At 66.9% G+C, this 22957-nt stretch carries 25 protein-coding genes; 8 read left to right on the top strand and 17 right to left on the bottom strand.

Annotated features, from left to right (window positions below):
- Positions 1 to 18: 18 nt before the first annotated feature.
- From CDO44_RS01375 to CDO44_RS01345, 7 genes are read right to left on the bottom strand one after another with little or no spacing between them, the layout of a single operon-like run.
- Positions 19 to 549 (bottom strand): VOC family protein, encoded by a 531-nt coding sequence (locus tag CDO44_RS01375; RefSeq protein ID WP_087778332.1) that lies wholly within the window; start codon positions 547 to 549, stop codon positions 19 to 21.
- Positions 550 to 574: 25 nt separating this feature from the next.
- Entirely contained in the window at positions 575 to 1306 is a 732-nt protein-coding gene (locus tag CDO44_RS01370) for an ABC transporter ATP-binding protein (RefSeq protein ID WP_087778331.1), read from the bottom strand.
- Complete coding sequence (locus CDO44_RS01365; protein ID WP_087778330.1) at positions 1299 to 2087, bottom strand: ABC transporter ATP-binding protein; 789 nt, start codon at positions 2085 to 2087, stop codon at positions 1299 to 1301. Before CDO44_RS01365 ends, CDO44_RS01370 begins: the two co-directional genes overlap by 8 nt.
- Positions 2084 to 3073 (bottom strand): branched-chain amino acid ABC transporter permease, encoded by a 990-nt coding sequence (locus CDO44_RS01360; protein WP_087778329.1) that lies wholly within the window; start codon positions 3071 to 3073, stop codon positions 2084 to 2086. The genes CDO44_RS01365 and CDO44_RS01360 overlap by 4 nt, the downstream gene beginning before the upstream one ends.
- Positions 3070 to 3954, bottom strand: coding sequence for a branched-chain amino acid ABC transporter permease (locus CDO44_RS01355; protein ID WP_158213184.1), 885 nt, complete (start codon positions 3952 to 3954; stop codon positions 3070 to 3072). Before CDO44_RS01355 ends, CDO44_RS01360 begins: the two co-directional genes overlap by 4 nt.
- Before the next feature lie 16 nt (positions 3955 to 3970).
- Positions 3971 to 5128 (bottom strand): ABC transporter substrate-binding protein, encoded by a 1158-nt coding sequence (locus tag CDO44_RS01350; protein ID WP_087778327.1) that lies wholly within the window; start codon positions 5126 to 5128, stop codon positions 3971 to 3973.
- 28 nt (positions 5129 to 5156) lie between these two features.
- Positions 5157 to 5753 carry an NADPH-dependent FMN reductase gene (locus tag CDO44_RS01345; RefSeq protein WP_087778326.1) on the bottom strand — a complete coding sequence of 199 codons (597 nt, stop codon included), beginning with the start codon at positions 5751 to 5753 and terminating at the stop codon, positions 5157 to 5159.
- A 134-nt stretch (positions 5754 to 5887) separates the two neighbouring features.
- On the opposite strand from CDO44_RS01345, the gene CDO44_RS01340 reads away from it, so the two are divergent.
- The 3 genes from CDO44_RS01340 to CDO44_RS01330 all read left to right on the top strand — a co-directional run bounded on the left by CDO44_RS01340 (position 5888) and on the right by CDO44_RS01330 (position 8812).
- Positions 5888 to 6817, top strand: coding sequence for a LysR family transcriptional regulator (locus CDO44_RS01340; RefSeq protein ID WP_087778325.1), 930 nt, complete (start codon positions 5888 to 5890; stop codon positions 6815 to 6817).
- A gap of 79 nt (positions 6818 to 6896) precedes the next feature.
- Entirely contained in the window at positions 6897 to 7847 is a 951-nt protein-coding gene (locus CDO44_RS01335; RefSeq protein ID WP_087778324.1) for a bifunctional helix-turn-helix transcriptional regulator/GNAT family N-acetyltransferase, read from the top strand.
- The gene (locus CDO44_RS01330; RefSeq protein ID WP_087778323.1) at positions 7844 to 8812 is read left to right on the top strand and encodes an alpha/beta fold hydrolase; all 969 of its coding nucleotides are present in this window, start codon (positions 7844 to 7846) and stop codon (positions 8810 to 8812) included. Before CDO44_RS01335 ends, CDO44_RS01330 begins: the two co-directional genes overlap by 4 nt.
- 7 nt (positions 8813 to 8819) lie before the next feature.
- Here CDO44_RS01330 and CDO44_RS01325 read toward each other — a convergent pair whose 3' ends face one another.
- The 8 genes from CDO44_RS01325 to CDO44_RS01290 form a co-directional block, all read right to left on the bottom strand.
- Positions 8820 to 9296 carry a BON domain-containing protein gene (locus tag CDO44_RS01325; protein ID WP_233145987.1) on the bottom strand — a complete coding sequence of 159 codons (477 nt, stop codon included), beginning with the start codon at positions 9294 to 9296 and terminating at the stop codon, positions 8820 to 8822.
- Positions 9297 to 9412: 116 nt separating this feature from the next.
- On the bottom strand, positions 9413 to 10276 hold the full coding sequence (locus CDO44_RS01320) for a fumarylacetoacetate hydrolase family protein (RefSeq protein ID WP_087778322.1): 864 nt from the start codon (positions 10274 to 10276) through the stop codon (positions 9413 to 9415).
- Positions 10277 to 10298: 22 nt separating this feature from the next.
- Entirely contained in the window at positions 10299 to 11273 is a 975-nt protein-coding gene (locus CDO44_RS01315; RefSeq protein WP_087778321.1) for a tripartite tricarboxylate transporter substrate binding protein, read from the bottom strand.
- Positions 11274 to 11322: 49 nt separating this feature from the next.
- Entirely contained in the window at positions 11323 to 11841 is a 519-nt protein-coding gene (locus CDO44_RS01310) for an aromatic-ring-hydroxylating dioxygenase subunit beta (protein ID WP_087778320.1), read from the bottom strand.
- A gap of 15 nt (positions 11842 to 11856) precedes the next feature.
- Positions 11857 to 13137, bottom strand: a complete 1281-nt coding sequence (locus CDO44_RS01305; RefSeq protein WP_087778319.1) for an aromatic ring-hydroxylating dioxygenase subunit alpha — start codon at positions 13135 to 13137, stop codon at positions 11857 to 11859.
- 24 nt (positions 13138 to 13161) lie between these two features.
- Positions 13162 to 14517: an amidohydrolase family protein gene (locus tag CDO44_RS01300; RefSeq protein ID WP_087778318.1), complete on the bottom strand. Its 1356-nt coding sequence runs from the start codon at positions 14515 to 14517 to the stop codon at positions 13162 to 13164.
- Between the two features lie 10 nt (positions 14518 to 14527).
- Positions 14528 to 15334: an alpha/beta fold hydrolase gene (locus CDO44_RS01295; RefSeq protein ID WP_198951264.1), complete on the bottom strand. Its 807-nt coding sequence runs from the start codon at positions 15332 to 15334 to the stop codon at positions 14528 to 14530.
- Between the two features lie 15 nt (positions 15335 to 15349).
- Positions 15350 to 15757: a RidA family protein gene (locus CDO44_RS01290; RefSeq protein ID WP_087778317.1), complete on the bottom strand. Its 408-nt coding sequence runs from the start codon at positions 15755 to 15757 to the stop codon at positions 15350 to 15352.
- A gap of 186 nt (positions 15758 to 15943) precedes the next feature.
- Here CDO44_RS01290 and CDO44_RS01285 point away from each other — a divergent pair, with 186 nt between their 5' ends.
- Entirely contained in the window at positions 15944 to 16891 is a 948-nt protein-coding gene (locus CDO44_RS01285; protein WP_087778316.1) for a LysR family transcriptional regulator, read from the top strand.
- A 12-nt stretch (positions 16892 to 16903) separates the two neighbouring features.
- Here the strand turns inward: CDO44_RS01285 and CDO44_RS01280 are convergent, their stop codons facing one another.
- Both CDO44_RS01280 and CDO44_RS01275 read right to left on the bottom strand, forming a co-directional pair.
- Entirely contained in the window at positions 16904 to 17650 is a 747-nt protein-coding gene (locus CDO44_RS01280; protein ID WP_087778315.1) for an SDR family oxidoreductase, read from the bottom strand.
- Positions 17647 to 18846, bottom strand: coding sequence for an MFS transporter (locus CDO44_RS01275; RefSeq protein ID WP_233145986.1), 1200 nt, complete (start codon positions 18844 to 18846; stop codon positions 17647 to 17649). Before CDO44_RS01275 ends, CDO44_RS01280 begins: the two co-directional genes overlap by 4 nt.
- A 229-nt stretch (positions 18847 to 19075) precedes the next feature.
- On the opposite strand from CDO44_RS01275, the gene CDO44_RS01270 reads away from it, so the two are divergent.
- The 4 genes from CDO44_RS01270 to CDO44_RS01255 are packed head-to-tail and all read left to right on the top strand — an operon-like array spanning position 19076 to position 22886.
- Complete coding sequence (locus CDO44_RS01270; protein ID WP_087778314.1) at positions 19076 to 19972, top strand: LysR family transcriptional regulator; 897 nt, start codon at positions 19076 to 19078, stop codon at positions 19970 to 19972.
- A gap of 33 nt (positions 19973 to 20005) precedes the next feature.
- Positions 20006 to 20956, top strand: coding sequence for a LysR family transcriptional regulator (locus CDO44_RS01265; RefSeq protein ID WP_087778313.1), 951 nt, complete (start codon positions 20006 to 20008; stop codon positions 20954 to 20956).
- Between the two features lie 56 nt (positions 20957 to 21012).
- Entirely contained in the window at positions 21013 to 21786 is a 774-nt protein-coding gene (locus tag CDO44_RS01260) for an alpha/beta hydrolase (protein WP_087778312.1), read from the top strand.
- Entirely contained in the window at positions 21783 to 22886 is a 1104-nt protein-coding gene (locus CDO44_RS01255) for a cupin domain-containing protein (RefSeq protein WP_087778311.1), read from the top strand. Before CDO44_RS01260 ends, CDO44_RS01255 begins: the two co-directional genes overlap by 4 nt.
- The last annotated feature ends 71 nt before the right edge of the window (positions 22887 to 22957 follow it).

Raw genomic sequence — 22957 nt, 5'->3', positions numbered from 1 at the left:
TGGGCGGGTTCCTTCGGTTCAGCGGGCGGCGGCCGCGCGGCGCGCGGCCTTCTCTTGCGTCCAGGCGTCGCACAGGGCACGGGCACTGGCGCGGTACGCCGCCATTTCCTCCTCGCTGGCCACCTGGGTGGTCAGCTCCAGCCGCACGCCATTGGGATCGAAGAAATAGATCGATTGCACGAAACCCTCGTGGTCCACCGGGCCCAGCACGTCCACGCCGGCCGCGATCAGCCGCGCGCGCGCTTCCTCGACCGCCTGTACCGAGTCGACCCGCAGCGCCAGGTGGTTGGCCCAGCGCGGCGTGTTGGGCGAAGGCTCGGCCGCCTGGTCGTCGCCCAGGTCGAAGAAGGCCACGCTGCTGCCGTCGGTCATCTCGAAGAACAGGTGCACGTAGGGGCAGTTCTCGCCGGTGCTCGGGATGGTGTCGGCCCGTACCAGGTGGGTGAGGGGCAGGCCCAGCACGTCTTCGTAGAAACGGCGGGTCTCCTCGGCGTCGCGGCAGCGGTAGGCGAAGTGGTGCAGGCCGCGGATGGGAACGAAAGAAGTCATGGTGTTGCTCCGGATGAAAAATGTCTCAGGCCGGCTGCTCCTGCCGCGCCAGGTCGAAATAGAGCTGCGCCAGGTCGTCGCGGCGGGCGAGCACGGCGCTGTCGGCTGTCATGGCGATGCGACCCTTCAGCAGCACATAGGCGCGCTGGGTGAACGGCAGCGCGATGTCGAGCTTCTGCTCGACCAGAAGCATGGTCAGGCCCTGGGCGCGCAGCCGGTCCAGCGCCGCGCGGATCTCGTCCACCACGCGCGGCGCCAGGCCAAGAAAAGGTTCGTCCAGGAGCAGCATGCCCGGCGCCGACATCAGCGCGCGGCCGATGGCGACCATCTGCTGTTCCCCGCCCGACAGCGTGCCGGCGAGCTGGCGCCGCCGTTCGGCCAGGCGCGGGAAAAGGCCATAGACGAAGTCGAATTGTTCGTCGGCCCGGGCCTTGCCGCGCCGCGCCAGAGCGACCGAGCCCAGCCGCAGGTTGTCTTCCACCGACAGCGGCGCGAAGACGTGGCGCCCTTCGGGCACCTGGACCAGGCCGCGCTCGACGATGCGGTGGCTGGGCAATCCGGCGAGGTCGGTGCCGTCCAGCCGCACCAGGCCCGAACGCTGCGGCAGGATGCCCGAGAGCGCGGCGAGCAAGGTGGTCTTGCCGGCGCCGTTGGGACCCAGCAGCGCGACGGTCTCGCCCTTGTCCATCCGCAGGCTGACGTTGCGCACCACGGGGGCATGGCCATAGCCGCCGCTGACGTTGCGAAGTTCAAGCATGGGCGAGGTTCTCCACATTGCCGAGGTAGGCCTCGATCACGGCGGGATCCGCCTGCACGGCCTCGGGCGTGCCGTCGGCGATCTTGCGGCCGAAATTGAGCACCGCCACCCGGTCGGCCAGCGCCATCAGGAAGCGCACGTCGTGCTCGATCAGCAGTACCGCGATGCCTTGCCGGGCGATGCCGCGAATGATTTCCTCCAGGCGCGCGCATTCGCCGGGAGCGAGCCCGGCCGCCGGCTCGTCGAACAGCATCAGGCGCGGCCGGGCGGCCAGGCCGCGGGCGATTTCCAGCAGCCGTCCCTGGCCGAACGACAGCGTGGAGACCTCGGCCTGCGCGAACTCGGCCAGGCCCACGAAGTCGACCAGCTCCTCGGCCCGCCGCCGCGCCTCGCGCTCGGCGCGATGGGAGGCCGGCGTGCCGGCCAGCACCTGCCACAGCGAGGCCGGCATGCGGGTATGCATGCCCACCATCACGTTCTCGCACACCGACAGGCTGTCGAACGACTTGTTGTGCTGGAACGTGCGCACGATGCCGCGCGGCGCGAACCCGTGGGTGGGGACGCCCGCCAGCGATTCGCCGTCGAACACGATGTCGCCGCTGGTGGGCTCGAAGGCGCCGGCGATCATGTTGAATGTGGTGGTCTTGCCAGCGCCGTTGGGGCCGATCACGCCCAGCACTTCGCCGGCCCGTACGTCCAGGTCGAGGTCCGAGACCGCGTGCAGTCCGCCGAAGCGTTTGCACAGGCCTCGCACCTGCAGCAAGGGAGCGGCGGCCGTCATGCGAGACCCTCCCGCTTCACTGCCTCGCCCTTGGCGATCTGCGGGCGGGGAGCGGGCGGCGGGCGCCGCCGGCGTTGCCAGCGGTCCCACAGCCCGATCAGCCCGCGCGGCTGGAACAGCACCGCCAGCACCATGAAGATGCCGAACACCAGGGCATGGTGATGGCCGATGAGCGGCGACAGCACGAAGGGCATGACGTACAGCAGCACCGCGCCCAGGATGGCGCCCGCCATGCGTCCGCTGCCGCCCACGATGACCATGAACAACAGCAGGAAGGCGTTTTCCAGGCCGAAGATGTGAGGATTGACGGTGTTGTCGACAAAGGCGTAGACCATGCCGGCCACGCCCGCGAGCGCGCTGGTGATCGTATAGGCGATGATCTTGGTGCGCCGCACGTTGACGCCCATGGCGGCCGCGGCCTCGGGGTTGTCGCGCACCGCACGGCAGGCACGGCCGAACCACGAGCGGTCCAGCCGTCCGACGATGGCGAGCGTGGCCAGCATCAGCACGACGATGACGACCGTGTACCAGGGGCCGGCCACCCGCACGCCGAGGATGTCCGGCAGCCGGTAGCTGGCCAGTCCGCCGGTGCCGCCGGTGATCGAGCCGCCTTCGTTCAGCACCACGATGAACAACTGCGCGAAGGCCAGCGTCGCCAGCGCCAGGTAGAAGCCTTCCAGCCGCGTGGCCGGTATGGCCACCACCAGCGCCAGCGCCACGCACACCGCCACCGTTGCCAGCACGGCCAGGGGCAGGGGCAACCCGGCCTGCGTGATGAGGATGACGATGGTGTAGGCGCCGATGCCGTAAAAGCTGAAGTGCGAGAAGGCGATCTGCCCGGAGATGCCGAACAGGAAGTTGTAGCTGATGGCCAGGGCGATCCAGAGCAGCAGCTTGCGGTAGACGTCGGTCTGGTAGGCACCCAGAAGGAAGGCGATCGCCGACAGCGCCACGGCCGCCGCCAGATAGGACAGGACGGTTTTCATGCGCGCGCCTCCCGGGGGCGCAGCAGCCCGGCGGGCCGCACCAGCAGGAAGACGATGAGCAGCACCAGCGGCACGCCCATCGCCAGCCCGGGCGGCACCGGCGCATAGCGCACGGTGAACTGTTCGGCAACGGCGAGGATGAGGCCGCCCAGCAAGGCGCCTTCGACCCGGCTCGCGCCGCCGATGACCAGCGCGGTGAAACCCTGTATGGCCAGCGGCATGCCCATCAGGTAGTGGGCCGAAACGTTGGGCGCGACCAGCAGCCCCGCCAGCCCTGCCACCACCGCGCCCGCCGCGAACGACAGGGCGGTCACCCGCGACAGGTTGATGCCCATCAGTGCGGCGGCGCGGCGATCCAGGGCCACGGCCTCGAAGGACTTGCCGGCCAGCGTGCGTTCGAAGAAGTACCAGGCGCTGGCGAACACCACGGCGGCCACGGCGATGATGAAGAAGCTCTGGTACGAGCCGGCCAGCGGCCCGAGTTCCAGACGCCCGAAGCCGAAGGCCGGCGGCACCGGTTGCGGATCGGGGCCGAATCCCAGCGACACGAGTTCTCGCACCACCACCAGCATGCCCAGCAATGCCAGCACCGGCGCCAGGGGAGGCGCTCCCCTGACCACCAGCGGCCGCACGGTCAACCGCTCGGTCAGCCAGCCCACGGCGAGCATCAGCGCCGCCACCAGCGCGATGGACAGCGCATAGGGCAGCTCGACGCGGGACAGCGCGACATAGGCGCCGAAGGCGGCCACCGTGGCCCACTCGCCCACGCCGAAGTTGATGATGCCGGTGGGGCGCGTGATGAGCAGGTAGGCCAGCGCCACCAGTCCGTAGACGCAACCGCTGGCGGCAGCGCTGACGATCAGTTCGAGGAAATCGCTCATGAGGCTGCCGTCCGCGTCACTGCGCGCCCGAGAAGACGACCTTGCCCTGCTTGTCGCCCTCGTAGACGCGCACCACCATGCCGTTGGGGTCGAAGCCGGTGCGCTTGCCCTCGGCAAAGCCGTAGGACGAACCGGCCGCGCCCAGTACGCCCACATAGCCGCGCGTGGCCTGCATGGCGGCACGCACCTTTTCCTTGTCGGTGCCGCCGGCCCGCTTGATGGCATCGGCCACCAGCATTACCCCGTCGTAGCCGTAGCCATTGAGGTTGTAGGGCTCGACGCCGTTTTCCTTCTTGTAGGCCTCGATGAAGCGGCGCGCCTGCGGCTTGGCGGGATCGAAGGCGTCGACGAACACCACGCCATCGAGCAGGCCCTTGGCCACGACCGCCGTCTGCGGCACCGACAGGTTGAAATTGCCCAGCACCGGCATCTTCAGGCCCAGTTGCCGGTACGAGCGCAGGATCAGCACGTTCTCGGGCGTGGTCACGCCGGTCAGGAAGATCGCCTCGGGCTTGGCCGCGCGCACCTTCTGCATCTGCGGGTCCGCCGTGGTCGAGCCGCGCGGCACCATTTCCTCCGCCACGATCTGTACGCCGGCTTTCTCCAGCCCGGCCTTGAACGAGCGGTTGGTCAACTGGCCGAGGTCGGAATTCTCGCCCACCAGGGCCACCCGCTTGAAATTCTTGTTGGCGGCATAGGCCAGCAGGGTGGCGATCTGGGTGGAGCCCAGGGGCCCGGTCTGCCAGAAGTACGGATTGTCGATCTGGGTGGTCAGCGTATCGCCGCTGTTGGACGGCGTGAGCTGCGGCGTCCTGGTCTCGAGCGTGACGGTCTGCACCTGCTGGGTCGAGGGCGTGAGCGACATCGAAAGAATGAAGGTGACGCCTGCGTCCACCAGCTTGCGCGCCGCGGTGGCTGAAATGTCGGGGCGCGCCTGGTCATCCTCGATCAGCAGCTCCACCGGCCGGCCCAGGATGCCTCCCTGCGCGTTGAGCTCCTTGGCGGCGAATACCGCGCCTGCCGTGACCGGTTCGGCGTACGGCTTGGCCGGGCCGACCTTGTCGGTGATGACGCCGATCCTGATCGGCTGCGCCCAGGCGGGCGCGGCGGCCAGCGTGGCGGCCGCCAGCGCGAGGACTGCCCTACAGCATGCGCGACGCAATGCGGTTTTCATGATGTCTCCTCCTTATCGTCGTTTTTTGCTAGGGGCGCGCCAGCCCGCGCAGGCAGCGCGTCCATGCGGCGAAGGCGGTCATCTGGTCGCCCAGCACCTTACGGGTAGGGGCGTCCGCCAACCGGCCGCCGGCATCGAATTTGGTATGGCACAGGCCGATGAAAACCTCGGGCCGCAGCAGTACCTGCGCTTCCAGGCATCCCAGGATCTTGCGCAGGTCGTACTGATTGCGGGCGCCGCCCACTGGCCCCTGCGTGGCCGACAGCAATGCCGCCGGCTTGTGCCTGAAGGGTTGGGGATCGAGGCGCGACAGCCAGTCGATGCCGTTCTTGAGCACACCGCTGACCGAGAAGTTGTATTCGGGGCTGGCGATCAGCAGGCCGTCCGCATCGCGGATCCGGGCCGCCAGTTGCCGGACCGGTTCGGGAAATCCCTCGGCCTCGAGATCGCCGCTGTACATGGGAATCGCGTCGAGATCCGCCAGTTCCATGGACATGCCCGCAGGCATGAGCTCGCGGGCCGCCAGGAGCGCCATGCGGTTGTAGGAACGGCGGCGCAGGCTGCCGCAGATGCCGAGAATGCGGATCTCGTCTGCCTGCCGCGCGCCCTGGGTATTCGCGTCCAAGCGTGTCTCCCTTTGCGCCCTCCCGATGGGCGCCTATGTTCTTGTGATGGCTGGAACCAGTCTATGCCTTGGCGATATCAATTCCTAGCAAAATGGTTTATCTTCAATATCAATGGCGTTGATATCACCGGATCATGGACCTGCTGCGCTTCGACCTGAACCTGCTGCTGTGTTTCGACGCCATCTACCGGCACCAGAGCCTTTCGGCGGCCGCCGACGAACTCAACCTCACGCAGCCAGCCGTCAGCGCAGCCCTGAAGCGGCTGCGCGCCCACTTCGACAATCCCTTGTTCGTTCGCACCTCGCGCGGGATGCGCCCTACGCCGTTTTCCGACGGTATCGCGCCCAAGATCGCTCAGGTGCTGGAAACGCTGCGCAGCGTCGACACCTCCGCCGAATTCTCGCCGGCCACCACCACGATCAACTTCCGCGTCTACATCAACGACGTCGGACTCATCGTGGCGACGCCGGGGGTGCTCGCCTACATGCGCGAGCATGCGCCCCACGCACGCCTGACCATCGTCGACCTGCGGCCGGATGAAGTGGTCGATGCCCTGGACAACGGTGACATCGACCTGGCCATCGGCTACTTCCTGGGCATGCCGAACTGGGCGCGCCAGCAGAACCTGCGGACCACGCGCTACGTATGCATGGTGGCCGGCAACCATCCCGAGATCCGGCAGTCGCTGTCGCTCGAGCAATTCCTGCGCTGCCGCCACGCCATGTACATGAACAGCGGCTCCCAGTACTACGCCATGGAGCAGGCGCTGGCCCAGCGCGGGCTCACGCGCGACGTCATTCTCAACGTTCCGCGTTTCTCGGCCTTGCCTTTCCTGATCGCGCAGTCCGACCTCATCGTGACCGTACCTGAAGACCTGGGAACGCTTTTCAGCACGCTGCTGGACGTGAAGATCTTCAAGCCGCCGCTGGAGCTGGCGAATTTCCAGGTGCGGCAGTACTGGCACGAGCGGCTGCATGCCGAGCCGGCCTATCGATGGCTGCGGCAGGTGGTGTACGACAAGGCGTCCACGCTGCGGGTGGGGCGCAAGGCCGCGCGGAACTGAGGACAGCCACCCCGGGGACCCGGGCGGCATTGGCGATCCGGCCAATTAGTTGTATCGTACAACCTTGAAAGGAGGCGCCATGGCAACGGAACTCGAACCGCCGCTCATCGACCAGGTCCGCGAAGCCTCGCGCAGGATCGTGCGCGAACTGGGATTCATGAAGCCCACCCTGGCCGCTACGGAGTATCCGCCCTCGGCGGTGCACGCCATCGTCGAAATCGGCAGGCGCGGCGCGCTGGCGGGCGCTCAATTGGCCGAGCTGCTCAAGCTGGAGAAATCCAGCGTCAGCCGCATGGTGCGCAAGCTGGTCGAAGCCGGCGAGTTGCGCGAAGATCCGTGCCCCGAAGACGGCCGCGTCAAGCTGCTCTCGCTTACGGCGCGCGGCCGGCGCACGCTGGCCGCCATCGACGCCTATGGCAGCACGCAGGTCTCGCGTGCGCTGGCCCCGCTGTCCGCGGCGCAGCGCCATGCGGTGGAGAATGGCTTGCTGACCTATGCGCAGGCCTTGGCCGGGCGGCAGGCCGGCCGCCCCGAGACGCCCGCGGTCCACATCGAGCAAGGCTACCGGCCGGGGGTCATCGGCCGCGTCGTCGACATGCACGCCCGTTTCTATGCTCGAGCCGCGGGTTTCGGCGCGTACTTCGAAAGCAAGGTCGCGAGCGGGCTGGCCGAGTTCTGCGCCCGCCCCGCCTCGCCGCGCAGCAGCCTCTGGACGGCAACGCACAATGGCCAGATCGTCGGCGCCGTCGCCATCGATGGCGAGGATCTCGGCCCCGGCATCGCGCACTTGCGCTGGTTCATCGTGGACGACGGATTGCGCGGCGCGGGCATAGGCGGGAAGTTGCTGGACGAGGCGGTCGCCTTTTGCGACAAGCAAGGCTTCGGTACCGTCCGGCTCTGGACCTTCCAGGGGCTCGATGCCGCGCGCCGCCTTTACGAAGCCCGCGGCTTTGTCCTGGCCGAAGAATGGACGGGCAACCAATGGGGCAAGGAAGTGGTCGAGCAGCGATTCGAAAGGAGCCGCCCATGAGCGCACTGCCCAAGCCGCCGCCGACGGGCTTCGACCTGCCCGGCGCCGCGCTTCCGGTCACCATCCCGGCCGCCGACGGCTATCCGCTTGCCGCCTTCGTCTGGCGCGGCGTCGACTCTCCCGCCCTTGCGCCCCGTCCGGTGGTCGTCATCAACGCGGCGACTTCGGTCAAGTGCCGCTATTACTTTCGCTTCGCGCAATACCTGCACGACAACGGCATGGACGTCGTCGCCTACGACTACCGGGGCATAGGCGAATCGCGGCCTACCCGCCTGCGCGGCTTCCAGGCCAGCTGGACCGACTGGGGCGCGCTCGATTGCGAGGCGGTGCTCGACTATGCGGCGCGGATGTGGCCGGGACGCGAGCTCCACCTGGTGGGCCACAGCTTCGGCGGGTGGGCGCCGGCGCTGGCCCGGTCGTGCCCGCTCATCGGCCGGATGGTCACCGTGGGCGCGCAGTTCGCCTACTGGCGCGACTATGCCGCCAACGTGCGCTGGCGCATGGCCATCAAATGGCATGTGGCCATGCCGCTCCTGGCGCGGTTATGCGGATACTTCCCGGGCCGCCGGCTCGGCTGGCTGGAAGATACGCCGACCGGCGTGGCGCTGGACTGGAGCACGCCCACGCCGCGCTACGAAGACCGGCCCAGCGCTCGCGGGGCCTTCGGCGCGGGGCTGCCCGCGGCACAGGCGCGCGCCCGGATCCTCGCCGTGAGCCTGACCGACGACCCGTTCGGAACGGTCGAGGCCATCGAGCGTACGCTCGGGTATTTCGAACGCAGCGAACGCACTCACCTGCGCATCGCGCCAGGCCAGATCGGCCGGGAGCGAGTCGGGCATTTCGCGTTCTTCCACAGCGATTACCAGCAGAGTCTGTGGCCGGTGGCGCTGGCGTGGCTGCAAGGCGCGAGCCGCGAGGACACCGGCCGATTGCTCGGCGTGCCTGCCCGCGCATGGCCCGGTTGAACGTGGCCTACGACCTTGTGGCGCCCTGCAGCTCGGGAACGAAGCCCGGCCGTTCGTAGACTTCCAGGCGGTCCTCCACGCTCTCCACGCCGGCGACGCTGCTCACTTCCGCGATCAGGCGCTCGTGCTCGGAAGCCAGGATCTTTCCGCTGAGGCAAACCTGGCCGTCGGCCGCGCCGACATCGACAGCCCCGGGATTGCTCACTGCCCGGCCGAGCGCGGCCCGAACCCGTTCCTCCAGCTGTCTGTCTCCCGGCGGGTGCGCGCCCAGGCCCGCTCCTGCCCGGGCCTCCGCCGCCATGCCCCGCAGGTGGTCCGCTGCGCGCTTGCCCGTCTTGCGCGCATAGCGGTCCACGTCGTGGCGGCCCGCGACCACTTTGTCGCGCAGCAATGCCCTGCGCCGGCGTCCCAGTCTGGGGTCGAGAAGATACATGGCTGTCGCGCCCAGCACGGCAGCCGCGGCATAGTTGAGTAAGGCTTTCACGTGTTTCTCCCGACGATCTGTGGCGGATGGATGCGAGGCCTACGCGCGGTCCTCGCCACCGTTCTCGTAGCACGGCGTGTGCCTGTAGAAGAAACGACCAGCAACCCCCTTTGCGGTTATCCCGCTTCCCTGCCAGGTTGACGGACCACGCGCTGTGTCTGGGTTCCCAGGCCCGTGCCGCCCAGCGTGACGGTGTCGCCGGCGGCCAGGTACCGCGGCGGGCGAGCGCCCATGCCCACGCCAGCGGGTGTTCCTGTGATGATGAGGTCGCCCGGTTCGAGCGTCATCACATGGCTGCAGTAACTGACTAACTGAGCGCACGAGAAGATCATGTCGGCGGTATGGCCTTGCTGCTGGCGAACGCCGTTGACATCCAGCCAGAGCTCCAGCGCCTGCGGATCATCGATCTCATCGGTGGTTACCAGGTACGGGCCTATCGGGCCGAAGGTGTCGAACCCTTTGCCTTTGCCCCACTGGCCGCCACTGCGCTCGAGCTGATATTCGCGTTCGGACACATCGTTCGCCAGACAGTAGCCGGCAATGTGACCGGGGGCATCGGCTTCGCTGATGGAGCGTGCGCGCCGCCCGATGACGATGCCGAGTTCGACCTCCCAGTCGAGCCGGTCGCAGCCCCGAGGTATCAAGATATCGTCGTTCGGCCCGCCGATACAGCTGGTCCACTTGGGGAATAGCGTGGGTTCCGAGGGAATGGGCATGCCGGCCTCTGCGGCGTGCCGTCGGTAGTTTAGGCCCACCGCCACGAACTTGCCGATACCCCGCCACGGCGCGCCCAGCCTCGGCGAGCCTTCGACTATCGGCAGGCGAAAAGTGTCGAGCGCGGCCAAAGCGCCTAGCGCCGCCGGATCCAGCGTGCGCGGCCCGATGTCGTCCAGCAGTCCGGACAAGTCGCGGATCAGGCCCTGCGCGTCCATCAGGCCGGGGCGCTCTTGTCCGGCGGGACCGTATCTCAATAGCTTCAATTCCGTTTCCGATAATGGTGCATCAATTGGGTGTGATACCGGCCAGCTTCACGGCCTTGCCGAACTTTTCCAAGTTCGTGCGGATATTCGAGGCGTAGCCCTCCGGTGTGCTGCCAATGGGGGTCGCACCCATTGCCTTCAGGCGCTGGACGGCATCGGGGTGCTTGAGCGCGGCGGCAAGAGCGCTGGATAGCTGATTGACGATAGTGGCGGGAGTACCCGCCGGCACGACGATCCCCATCTCGGAACTGAAGTCGAAGCCGGGAATGGTCTCGGAGACCGCCGGTACGTCCGGAGTCATGGTGGGACGATCCAGCGTCGTCACGGCAATGAAGCGCGCCTTGCCCGTCTTGACATACTGCTCCAGGGCCGGATAGGCGGCGATGACCAACGAGGTCTCTCCACCCATGAAGGCCGGTATGGACTGGCCCGAACCCTTGTAGGGAACGTGCACGATGTCTATGCCCAAGCCGTTCTTGAGCGACTCCATCGTGATGTGATGAATGCTGCCTATTCCAGAGGAGCCGTACGTCAGCACCCCCGGTTTGGCCTTCGCCAATGCCGCCAGCTCGGCCAGGTTATGGACGTTCAGCGACGATTGCACGGCGACATACAGGGGAATGGTTGCCGCCAGCGCGACCGGGGTGAAGTCTCTCGCGACCTCATAGGGCAGCTTGGCAAAAAGATAAGGATTGATTGCCAGTTGCTGTATATCGGAGAAGAACAGGACCTGCCCATCGGCAGAGGAATGGGCCACTGCCTCCGCTGCTCCTATGCCGCCGGCGCCTGGCCGGTTTTCGACGATGAATTGCTGCTTGAAGGTATCGGAAAGCGATGGGCTGAGCGATCGTGCAAGGACGTCGGGAGCGCCTCCCGGCGCGTAGGGCACGATCATGCGCACCGGTCTGGTGGGGTAGGTCTGGGCGTGTATGGATATGGCGCTTCCCAGCAGGGCCAATCCTGCCAGGATGCAAGCTGTGCGACGACGGGGGTTCATCTAGGACCTCGAATGGACGTGGATGGGGATGACGAACCGCCGGCCAAGCTTAGAAGGGCTGGGTCAGCAGGGGAAAACTCTGATCGCAATTGGTAAGCTGGACGCGTTTCTGAACGATCCGCAGGCGGCGATCTTCCTGGCGCAGCGTGTGAAGGTAGCGGCCGCCGAATACGCGGCGATCTGCGCCCACGCGGTCCTCCAGCATGATGAACTTGCTGTGTACCCGATATTCGCCGCCGGTATCGCCGGCGGGCGCCAGCTTGAAATTGGAAAGCACGCGAACCGTCGCCGAGGGGGGATCCTGGCAATGGATCATGGGATGCTTGAGGCGCGTGACGCGGGTCCTCATGGTATGTTTCTCGTCGTAGTAGAGCGAGACGTGACTGGTCCAATCCTGCTGTCCATGAGCGGCAGGTACCCAGTACACCGCGTCCTCGCTGTAGAGATCCAGCCATTCGTCGAATCGGCGTTCGTCAAGCAGCTCGGCCTCGTGCTCGATGAAGTCACGCAGTTCTTCCAGCGTCGGGCCGGCCTGGCCGACGGGGGCCAGGTTTGCAACGGTTTTCATATCGTCTTCCTTGGGTCAGGCGCTCATCAGGGCGCGCCAGGCATAGTGCTTCGCACGTTGGCCGACTTCGCTCGAACGCGCACCGAACAGCACGCCGTCTCCTTCGTCGATTTCGCTCCCCATGCCACGGGCGACCAGGATCCAGTCGCTGCCATGCGCTTTCATGCCCTCCTGGCAGCGTTCGAAGGCTTCAAGATCGTCCGTCTGGATGAATGAAGATGCGGAATGGGTCATGTTCAGGTACTTGACCAGGTCTTCGGAGATCACTTCCGGCGCGCCGGCGAGCCGCACCGGCCAGACTTCCACTTCCGTGAAATCCACGGCTATGGGCTTGACCACGCGGACAGAAGTCTGCGCGATCAGGATGTCCAGGGTGGGAAAGAGCGTCAGGCTGTGCCGGCGGTTTTTCAGGATGTCGGCTGTACGTTCCTCGCCGTGGCGTGCCACCAGCATCGCGCGATACTCGTCCCAAACACCGCCCGACTGCTCCTTGTCGAACAGTGATTGTTCGGAGCTGTGGCCATGCTTGAAACCCCGTACGCCTAGCTGCGACACGACGGCTTCGCCGTTGGGGGCGAAGAAGAGCGCGGCCCCTCCTTCCTGGCCGGCACGGCGTTGGAATTGGCGTCCATCGCGGCCGACCGTCGAGCCATGGGCCGCCGCGGGGTGATAGGTATCGGCCATGTTATCCATCTGCAGTTTCCAGTTCCCGCGGAAATGGTAGCGATGGCACCCCGCCGAGAACTCGATCCGCCCCTCCGGAGAGCGGTCGACAAGCTCGTCGATGCCCTGCCTGGCCACGCCGAGGAAATCGAGCAGCGGCATGACGTCCGGATCCATGGAAGCGAAAACGAAGCCGCGATAGCTGTCCACCCGCGCAAGCCGTTCCATTCCGGCGCGGGCCTCGTTCAACGATGCCTCGGGAAAATCGGCACGCATGGGAACTCCCGCGAGCTCGCCGTTGGGGCGGAACCCCCAGCCGTGATACATGCAGGAAAAGACCCTGGCATTGCCGCGCGTCGTCGAAAGCACCTTGGCGCCCCGGTGTCCGCAGCGGTTGTACAGGACGTGTACCCCTCCCTTGTCGTCTCGGCTCAGCACTACCGGCTGGCCGGCCAGCGTCGTACAGTAGTAGTCGCCCGGCCTGGGCACCAGGCTGTCGTGACCGACGTAGACCCATACCTTGCCGAACACCTTGCGCATTTCGACGTCGAAAACATCCGGGTCGGTGTAGTAGGCGCGATGCACGCGATCGGCCTGCACCATGTTTGCGAATTCTTCGTTCGTATATGTCATTCGAGCTTCCTCTCGGTGTATCCGTCAGCGCCTCAAGACGCCCCTGCCCTCATCCTCGTCGTACTGATAGAAGCCATCGAGGAACATCTTGTGGCGTTCGTAGTGCATCCGGCGGCGCGGTGCGGGCGGAGTGCGATCCACCGGCCGGCCCGACTTGAATATCCAGTCGAAGCGCGACGGCTTCTGCAATAACGCGATGTCCTCGCCAGGGTCGCCGTCGATCACGATGAGATCGGCATAGCGGCCCGGTTCGAGTCGCCCGATATCGGCGCCGAAACGCTTGAATAACCGCGTGGCGCCCAGTGTGCCGGCATGGATGGCTTGAAGCGGCGACATCCCGAGATCGTCGACGAAGATCTGCAATTCCCGGGCATGCCACTGGCCGTATGGAACCGGTGACCATCCGCTTTCCGACCCTGGCGCCAGTGGGACGCCTGCCTGGTGAGCGCGTCCGAGATTGACGATGGCGGCATCGACCTCGCGCTGAAAGCCGGCGTTCGCGGGATTTCCGGATCCTCCCGTGGCGGCAATCGCGTTGACCAGCAGCGGCAGGGTGGGAACGATGACGCACTGGTTGCGCAAGCACCAGTCTATGCCTTCTTCATCGATGAACGAGGCATGAAAAATGACGTCGAACCCAGCTCTGGCCGCGTCGGCAACTGCATCGCGCGAACGCGCGTGGACCGTGCACATGCGGCCAAGGCGATGAGCCTCGTCGGCGACGATTCGGTACTCCTCATAGGTGAAGGCGGAGCCGTCGAGGGAGTCGGGGGTGATGAAGGAATCGTTCGAACCCGAGACCTTGATGGCATCTACGTTGTCTTTCACCTGGTAACGGATCTGCTCGATCAGGTCGTCTTTGGAGCGAATCAGCACCCCGGCCTGGCCAGGGGGAAACTCCATGCCGTTGGGGAAGGAGTCCTCCAGCCCCTGATGAGAGGTAAGCTGGCGTCCCGAAACGGCCAGCCGCGGCCCCTCGAACATGCCGCTGTCGATGGCATCGCGCACGGATTGCGCGATGTTGTAGGTCGTCGCCGCGTCAAACGCGCTCGTAACGCCGGCTTGCAGGACCTTCCGGGCATTCCAGACCGCCTTGAGCGTGCGGAACTCCACTGGCGTGTACAACGCCAGCTCTTCCTCCGAGCGTGCTTCCCCGAACGATATGTGGATATGACCGTCGATCAGGCCGGGCAGGATGCTGCGGCCGGGAAGGTCGATGACTTCGTAATCGGGGCTCCGGCAGGACTCGGGCAGCGCGGACGCCTCGCCGACCCATTCGATCCGTTCGCCTCTCGTGGCGATGGCGCCGTTCGCGATCGGCGGACCCAGTGTTCCGTCGATGATTTTCCCCTTGATGACGTAAGCCGGCGTATCTGGCATGGGACGCTCCTCAACCGAAAAAAGCGCCAGCCAGCGCGAGGAATTTTTCGGGGTGCTCGAAGGCCACGGAGTGTCCGCAGCGGCTGAGCAGGTAAACGTCGGCCTGCGGGATGCATTGGGCAATTTGCACCGTCAGCGCCTCGGCCGGGAAGCCGGCATCGTTCCGGCCATGCAGCATGAGTACCTCGCACTGGATACGCTCGAGCTCGGCTGGCGCGAGCGCAGTCTCGTCGATGAATCGGCGCTTGTCGCCGGAGAACATGTCGGAGAAACGTTGTGCGTAATCGCCACTGAACAGGATGCTCTCCCTGTTGGCCAGATAGGCGTCATCGATGAGCCGGGGGTCGTGGACCAGAGAGCGCGCTACCCGCAGGAGCTCGTCCCGGTTCCGCGGGAAGGTCCAAGCAAGCTCGGTTGCAGCATTGGGCTCGAAGGACGCGCCCATCGCTGCGGTCGTCATGACCTTCCTGACCCGGGGCTCAAGTGCGGCCAAGCGCAATGCCAGCGTGGCAGAGAGCGAATGGCCGACGATGCCGATGCCGTCGCCAGGGATACGGCGCAGCATTTCGCGACACTGTTCCAACCACAGCGGATAGTCGAAATGCGGGGCAGCCGGCTTCGGGTCCGACGATCCGAAACCGATGAGATCCATGGCATACACCCGATGGCGCTCTGCCAGCGCAGGCAGCACCCGCCGCCAGTTCCCCTCGGTGGAGGCTCCGGCGCCCGACCCGTGCAGCATGAGCAAGGGTGCGCCCGAACCGGCCTCGACGTAGCGGCAGGACATTCCCCGGCAGGTGAAGCGGCGTTCTTCCATGATGCCAACCTGCTGCTATAGCGCGGCGATCGCCTGGACTTCGATCAGGAAGTCTTCGCGCAGCAGGCGATCGATCATCAGCAGTGTGTTGGTCGGATAGGCGCGGTCGCCGAACATCGCCGGGAACTCGCGAGTGCGAAAGGCTCCCAGCCGCGGAATGTCCTGCGAATGCACCAGGTAGGTGGTGAATTGCACGACGTTCTGCCATCCCGCGCCGACTTCCGCCAGGGCGATACCGATGTTGCGGAATACTTGGACGCACTGCGCGTCGAAATCGCCGGCTCCGACCGTATCGCCCGCGGCATTGGTGGACACCTGACCCGCGATGAACAGGAGCTCGGAAGCCTTGACGCGGGCGACCTGCGAATACTGGGCTAGCGGCGTACCCAAGCCGGCGGGATTGAGGATCTGAATCTGGGGCATGGCAAACCTGTGGACGAAGAAATCGTTAGGTGAACTAAACTGAACCCGAAGGCCAGCTGCCGCGGCGCTTTCCTTGGATGCTATGTCTAGCGGAATTCCCAATGAACCGTTCGGCCAATATAGAGAGGGGCAACGCCGCTGTCACACGAATATGTTTTCGATTCAGATTAGTAAAACTAAATTGAAATGAGCGCGTCCCTGCCCCCTTTGACGGCCCTGCGTGCGTTCGAGGCTGCCGTCCGGCATCGCAGCCTGAAGAAGGCCGCCGAAGAACTGAATGTCACGCCGGCGGCCGTGAGTCATCAGATACAGATGCTCGAGGAGTTGCTGGGCGTACGGCTTTTCCGCCGGGTGCATCGAGGCATCGAATTGACGGCCAGTGCCGAGATCTTTGCCCCCAAGCTGCAGGAGGGATTCGAGTGCCTGCGCCAGGCGGTGGGCCGGCTGCGCGAGCATCGCGGCGCCGATGTGCTGGAAGTGGGGGCACCGCCATCGTTTATTTCCAACTGGCTGATGCCCAGGCTGCACCGCTTCGTGTCGGCCTATCCCGAGGTCGACGTGCGCGTATCGACGCGGGTGCGCCAGTTTTCGCAACTGCCCCGCGGCGTGCGCGGCGACGTGGCCAGCGTCATGGGATGGGTCGATGAAGTCGACGTGCTGGTGGTCTTCGGCAATGGAGACTATCCCGGCACGCGCGTCGACATGCTGCTTCCGCTGACCGTGACGCCGCTGTGCAGCCCGGCGCTGCTGGAAGGTCCCCATCCGTTGCGAAAACCCGAGGACCTGCGCCATCACATGTTGCTGCACGATGACCGCGGGGTGCTCTACGAGGGCCCGTCATTCTGGGAGATGTGGCTCGAGAAGGCCGGCGTGGAAGGGGTAGACACCAGCCGGGGGTTGCATTTCTGGCATTCGATTCCGGCAATGGAAGCAGCCGTGGCCAACAAGGGCGTCGTTGCCACCACCAAGGAACTGGCTCACCTCTATCTGTCTACCCACCGTTTGGTGGCCCCATTCCCCTTGGAGGTGCGGCTGGCGTCGAGTTATCACATCGTAAGCAACGAACCGGCTTCCAAGCGCGAGGTGGTCAAGCAGTTCCGGGAATGGCTCAAGCAGGAAACCCGGACGGCGTAGGGCGGCTGAACCCTATAGCCCGCCCGCCGCCCGCAGGACGGCCCCCGTCACGTATCGCGCCTTGTCCGACAGCAGCCACACCACCGCCTCCGCGATCTCCTCGGCATGCGCCACCCGGCCCATCGGCACTTTCGCCGCTATGCGCCTGGGCCGGTCGGGCTCCCCCGCCGTGGCATGGATGTCCGTCAGGGCGGTGCCCGGCGACACCGCATTCACACGTATCCCTTGGGCCGCCACTTCGCGCGCCAAACCAACCGTAAAGCCTTCCACTGCCGCCTTGGATGCCGCGTAGTGCACATACTCGCCGGGCGCGCCCAGGGTGGCGGCAATGGAGGAGATGTTGACGATGCTGCCCGCGCGCCCTTCTTCCAGCCACCTGCGTACCGCTTGCTGGCTGAACAGCATGGTGCCCATGACGTTCACGTCCAGCACGCGCCGCATGGTGGCTGCCGTCGTGGCGGAAAAGGGGCCGATGGGGCCGGTGATGCCGGCGTTGTTGACGAGGGCCGTTACGGGTTGCGGCAGGGCGCCGGCCAGTTCGAACACGTGCTCCGCGGCCGTGTCGCCGCCGGCGTCCGCCTTCACGCACATCGCCTGGCGGCCCAGGGCCTGGATCTCCCGTACCTGGTCGTGGGCGGCGGCGTCCTGTTCCCGGTAGGTGAAGCAGACGTCGTATCCCGCGGCGGCGGCCAGGCGGACCGTGGCGGCGCCGATGCCGCGGCTGCCGCCCGTGACGATGACGGTACCTGGGTGGGTCATGGTTGGATCTCCTTGGGTCGATGGCGATGATGAAGGACGAGAGCGGCCGCGAGCAATATCCCAGCCAGGACCAGCGTGACGGCCAGCATGCCGGGGTAGCCCAAGCTATCGATGGCGAGGGCGAAGGCGACCGGCGCCGTCGCGCACAGCATGAAGGCCGGACGCAGCACGCCGCCCACGATGCGCCCGTATTGCCGCGTGTCGAACAACACGAGCGGGATGGCGCCGCGCATGATGGTGGCCATGCCGTTGCCCGCGCCGTACAGCAAGGTGAAGGCGGCCGCGCCGGGCAGCGAGGCGCCCGCCGCCAGCGCGGCGGCGAAGCACAGGCACAGCAGCGCGCAGGGAATGAGATTGACGGCGAGGACGCCGATGCGATTGCCGGCGAGGGCAATGCCTACGCGCCCGGCGACCTGCCCGATGCCGAACAGGGTGGATAGCGTGACCGCCGCGGCGGGCGCCCAGCCCAGGCCGCGCAGGATGCCGGGCAGGTGCGCCGACATGCCGGTCTGGAGGAACAGCACCAGGGTCGCGATGCACCCGTACAGCATCACGTCCATGCGTGCAGCGGCGGGCGGCGGATCGGCGACGGCCCGGCCGGTTCCGGCGGCCGCGGCTCGCCGGCCGCGCGGCAGGGCCAGGTGCAGCAGCGACGAGGCCGCCAGCAGCAGCGCGTAGGCCAGCAGCGCGGCGCGCCAGCCCCAGGCGTGATCCATCCACTGGCCCAGCGGCCAGAAGAGCGTGGACGACAGGCCGCCGAAGAGGGTGACCTGCGACATGGCCTGGCGCGAGCCGGAGCCTCCCAGGTGGGCCAGCGCGGCAAAGGCCGCGTCGTACAACGCCAGGCGCATGCCCAGGCCCAGCAGCACCCAGCCCAGGTAGTAGACGAAGCCGTGATGGGCGGCGGCCAGCACAACGCAGCCCGCGGCGCCGAGCCCGCAACCGGTCATCATCGCGGCGCGCCCGCCGCGCGCATCGATCCAGCGCCCTACCCGGACCGATGCCAGGCCCATGACGGCCAGCGCGCACGAAAAGCCGCCGTAGACGAAGCCAGGGCTCCAGCCGAGTTCCGCCTGCATGGCGGGGCCGAATACCGATACCAGGTAGTGCATCGTGCCCCAGGCGACGATCTGCGCCAGGCCGAGGCAGACAATGAGGCGCGCGGGGATGGCGCCCTCGCCTGCCGGGGTATCCATCGCTAGCCCTGCTGGCGCGGGAACGGCATCCGCGGGTTCGCGGGCGGACATGGCGGGGCGGTCGGGCATGGTGGCGTGCGGAAAGGCGGTCTGGTTGCGGCGGCACGGCGGCCGCGGATGAGCGGCAGGAGGGCGGGAAAACCGGGTTTGCACGCCGTTGACCGCACTCTAGCTTTTGGCGTTACATAAATGAATCGCCGCTTTCTTATGCAATGCATAAATTCTTTCTATGAAATCGCTGAATCCCGCCTACCTGCTTACCTTCAGCAGCGCAATGGAGCTGGGAAGCTTCACGGCCGCCGCCGAGCGCGCCGGCATGACCCAACCCGCCGTCAGCCATCAGATCCGCGAACTCGAGCGGCGGTTGCAGCTGCGCCTGGTCGAGCGGGTGGGACGCCGGGTGGCGCCGACCCAGGCGGGCCAGCTGCTGCTGGAGCACGCCGCTCGCATCAAGCTGGCGCTGGATGACGCCGAAGCGGCCATGCAGCGCCATGCCAGCACGCCGGGCGGCCTGGTGCGCATCGGCACGGGCGCCACCGCGTGCATCCACTTGCTGCCGCCGGTCCTCAAGCAGCTCAAGCGCAGGATGCCGCTGCTCGACATCGTGGTCAGCACCGGCAACACGCCGGAAATCCTGCGCCGCGTGGAAGACAATACGCTGGACGCCGCGCTGGTGACCCTCCCCGCGGTGGGACGCAGCCTGGATATCAAGCCCGTGATTCTCGATGCCTTCGTCGCCATCGCGCCGCGCGGCGATGCCGCGACGCGCCGGATCTCGCCGCAAGTACTGGCGCGCCATCCGCTCGTGCTGTTCGAAACCGGCGCCAATACCCGCCGCCTGATCGACGAATGGTTCGCGCGGGCGGGTTGCCGCGTGAAACCCGTCATGGAGCTCGGCAGCGTGGAGGCGATCAAGGAAATGGTGGCGGCGGGGCTCGGGTGGTCGATCCTGCCCGAGCTCGCCGTTGCCCCCGCGGGGCGGCGGGGGGGACTGGACGTCGTCCGGCTCGCCCCGGGCCTGGAGCGGACGCTGGCCTGGGTCATGCGGCGCGACAAACCGCTGAGCCGCGCCTTGGGGATGGTGAGCGAGGCGGTGCTGGGGCTGCGGGCCGCCGCGCGCACGTAGCTCGCCCGTCAAGAATGGAAGCAGGGAGACTTCATGCCGGACCATAAGCGAATCAACCTCCAGTTGCTGGCCTACCTCGATGCCCTGATGAAGGAGCGGCACGTGACGCGAGCCGCCGAGCGGGTGGGCATCGGGCAGTCGGCCATGTCCAGCGCGCTGGCCCGGCTGCGGGAGATCTTCCGCGATCCGCTCCTGGTCAAGACGTCCGCGGGCATGGAGCCCACGGCCCGTGGCCTGGAGCTGGCGCGGAAGGTGCATGAGGCGCTGGACCTCATCGAGGCGGCTACCCGAGGCACCGACGAGTTCGTGCCGGCCGTGGCCGAGGGGCATTTCCGCATCCTGGCCTCCGAAGGCGTGGCCCGCCAGTTCCTGCCGGGCGTCATGGCGCGTGCGCGGCGCGAGGCGCCGCGGCTGCGCTTCACGTCGCGCCCGGTGGACATCCGCCGTACCCACGAGTACCTGCGCGACGCCGAAGGCGATCTGGTCATCGGCTACGTCCGGCAGATTCCCCAGGACCTGCACCAGACGGTGCTGTATCCGCAGAGCATCGTATGCATCGCGGCGGCCCGCCATCCCGATATCCGGGGCTCGCTCACGCTGGAGCAGTTCATTGCCTACCCGCACGTGGTGTGGGGCACGGGTCCCGTGCCCTATCCCACCATCGAAGTCATGGTGGACGACATCCTGGAGCGCCGCGGTCTCGCGCGCGACGTGGGCCTGCGCGTGCCCAATGTGCTGCTGTCGGCCGACGTGGTGGCGGTGACCGACATGCTGGCCATCGTGCCGCAGCGCATCGCCTGCGACGCGGCGCGCGCCTTGCCGCTGCAGATCCTGCCGCTGCCCTTCGAAGCCGACCGCGCCGACCTGAGCATGCTGTGGCACGAGCGGGTGCATCGGGAGCCCGCGCACGTCTGGCTGCGTGGAGTGATGCGCGACGTGGCCGCCCAGCTGCGGCAAGACGCTGCGATTGACGGGCCTCAATAGCGGTATCGGATGCGGGCGATTGTCCCGCGCCAGGCCGGCTTGCTGTAATCGCCGGCATGCAAGACGATCGCCCTTTTTCTTCCACCGGCCGCCCCTGGCGGGAAGAACGCTTCAGCCTTCAGGTCGGCGGCCGCGCGGTGCCCGGCATCGCATGGTTTCCGCCGCGAGCATGCGCCGGGCTGGTGCTGGCCTGCCACGGCGGCAGCGGCCACAAGGAATCACCCGCCGTGCTCGCCATCCGCGACCGGCTGCTGCCCGAAGGGCATGCGGTGGCCGCCATCGATGGTCCGGTGCATGGCGACCGCCGGGCCGATGGTTCGCGCGATCCCGGCGCCGCACGGGCGGATTTCCGGGCCGCTTGGCGCAACGGCGCCGCCCGCGACGACATGACCGAGGATTGGCGGGCCTTTCTAGATGCGCTGCTCGCGCGGCCCGCGCTGTCGGGATGCCCGGTGGGCTATATCGGCGTGTCCATGGGCACCGCCTATGGGCTGCCCTATCTCGCCCAGGACGGACGTGTGCGCGCGGCCGTGCTGGGCTTGTGGGGCACGTCGTATCCGGCCAGCGAGCATCTCGCACCGGCCGCCAGGCGGGTGCGGGCATCCGTATGGTTCACCCAGCAATGGGACGATGAAATCTTCGACCGCGCGGGCGTGGCCGAGCTGTTCGATGCCATAGGCAGCCGCGACAAGCGGCTCGTGGCCTATCCCGGACCGCACCTGGAACTCGCCGGCGAGCGGCTCGAGGACGCCGCCGCCTTTCTCGTTAAGCGGCTGCATGCCGCGAGCCAGCCGGCCGCGGGCCGGCCATCATCGATGGAGCCTGGATGAAAACGCTGGATGTATCTCCCGAAACCATGCGCACCCGCACGGCGCGCTTCGACGACTATGCCAGAGCGGAACCGGACGGTGCGCGGGCCGCCGCCACGCGGGCCTTGTGGGGCGGGCAGTTGGTTGCCTTGATGGGCGCGCGTAATACCCGGGGCCGTTTTACCGATCCCCGCGTACCCAGCCCGGCGCGCGCCTGCACTGGCTACGCCGCCTGGGGCGCGGGCGGCAGGTCGCTTCCTTATCGCAATCCCGATGCAATGGAGAACATCCTGTGCCTGGAAGGCGCGCTGCATGTGCGCATGGGCCCGGACCTGGCGCACGAGATCCGGCTGGAGCGCTTCGACATGCTTTCCATTCCCGCCAACGTGCTGCACGAAGTCAGCTGCGGCGAGACGGGCGGCGCCAAGGCGCTGATGATGCTCAATGGCGCTCCGGATTGCGCCTATCCCGCGGTGTTCCGGGGCCAGCCCCCCGCCACGGCGGACACCGGCACGCTGGCGCTGTTGAATGCGAGTTTCGATTCCGGCGGCGGTTGCGACGTCGACCCCGAGGCGCTGGCGCGGCGGGTGACGCGTTTTGCTTCGCTGGTGCCGTACAAGCGCGCCCTGAACGCGCGCAGCGCCATTCCTCCCGAGGCCACCGAGTGGCTGACCGCCAGTTCGGTGTTCCCGCTGCTGGTTCCCGAAGGACACGCCGGACGTTCGCAGGATGCGCCGCTCAAAGGGCTGCCCGGCCTGTATGTGGCGATCGCCGAATGCGTGCCGGACGACGGTCCGCTGCCGCATGCGCATTTCGACACGCAGGAGTCGTTCTTCGTGCTGGACGGCGAGTGGGACGTCAGCTGGGGGTTCGAAGACGAGTTCCGCATCCCGTTGCGCGCCTTTGACCTGGTCGGCGTGCCCACCGGCGCGATGCGGGCTTTCCGCAATACCGGCAAGAAAACCGCGCGGCTGTTCGTCATCATCCAGGGGCAGGAACGGATGAGCGACACCGTCGTGTACTCGCCCGAGGTGGGCGAGGAAGTGCGACAGCGTTTCGGCCCCGACGTCGTCGAAGCTTTCCGCAAGGTGAACATCACGTTCGACGCGGAACGGGCCTGAGCGTTGCCCCCTGCCCTCGGGAAGGGACCGATCACGCGCGAGCCTCCGAAGAGGGGCGGCGCAGCCAGGAG

Origin of the sequence: Pigmentiphaga sp. NML080357 (assembly GCF_002188465.1) — a bacterium.
Lineage (GTDB): Bacteria > Pseudomonadota > Gammaproteobacteria > Burkholderiales > Burkholderiaceae_B > Pigmentiphaga.
The sequence above is the reverse complement of the archived record's forward strand: the minus strand, read 5'-3'. Positions and strand labels throughout refer to the sequence as shown.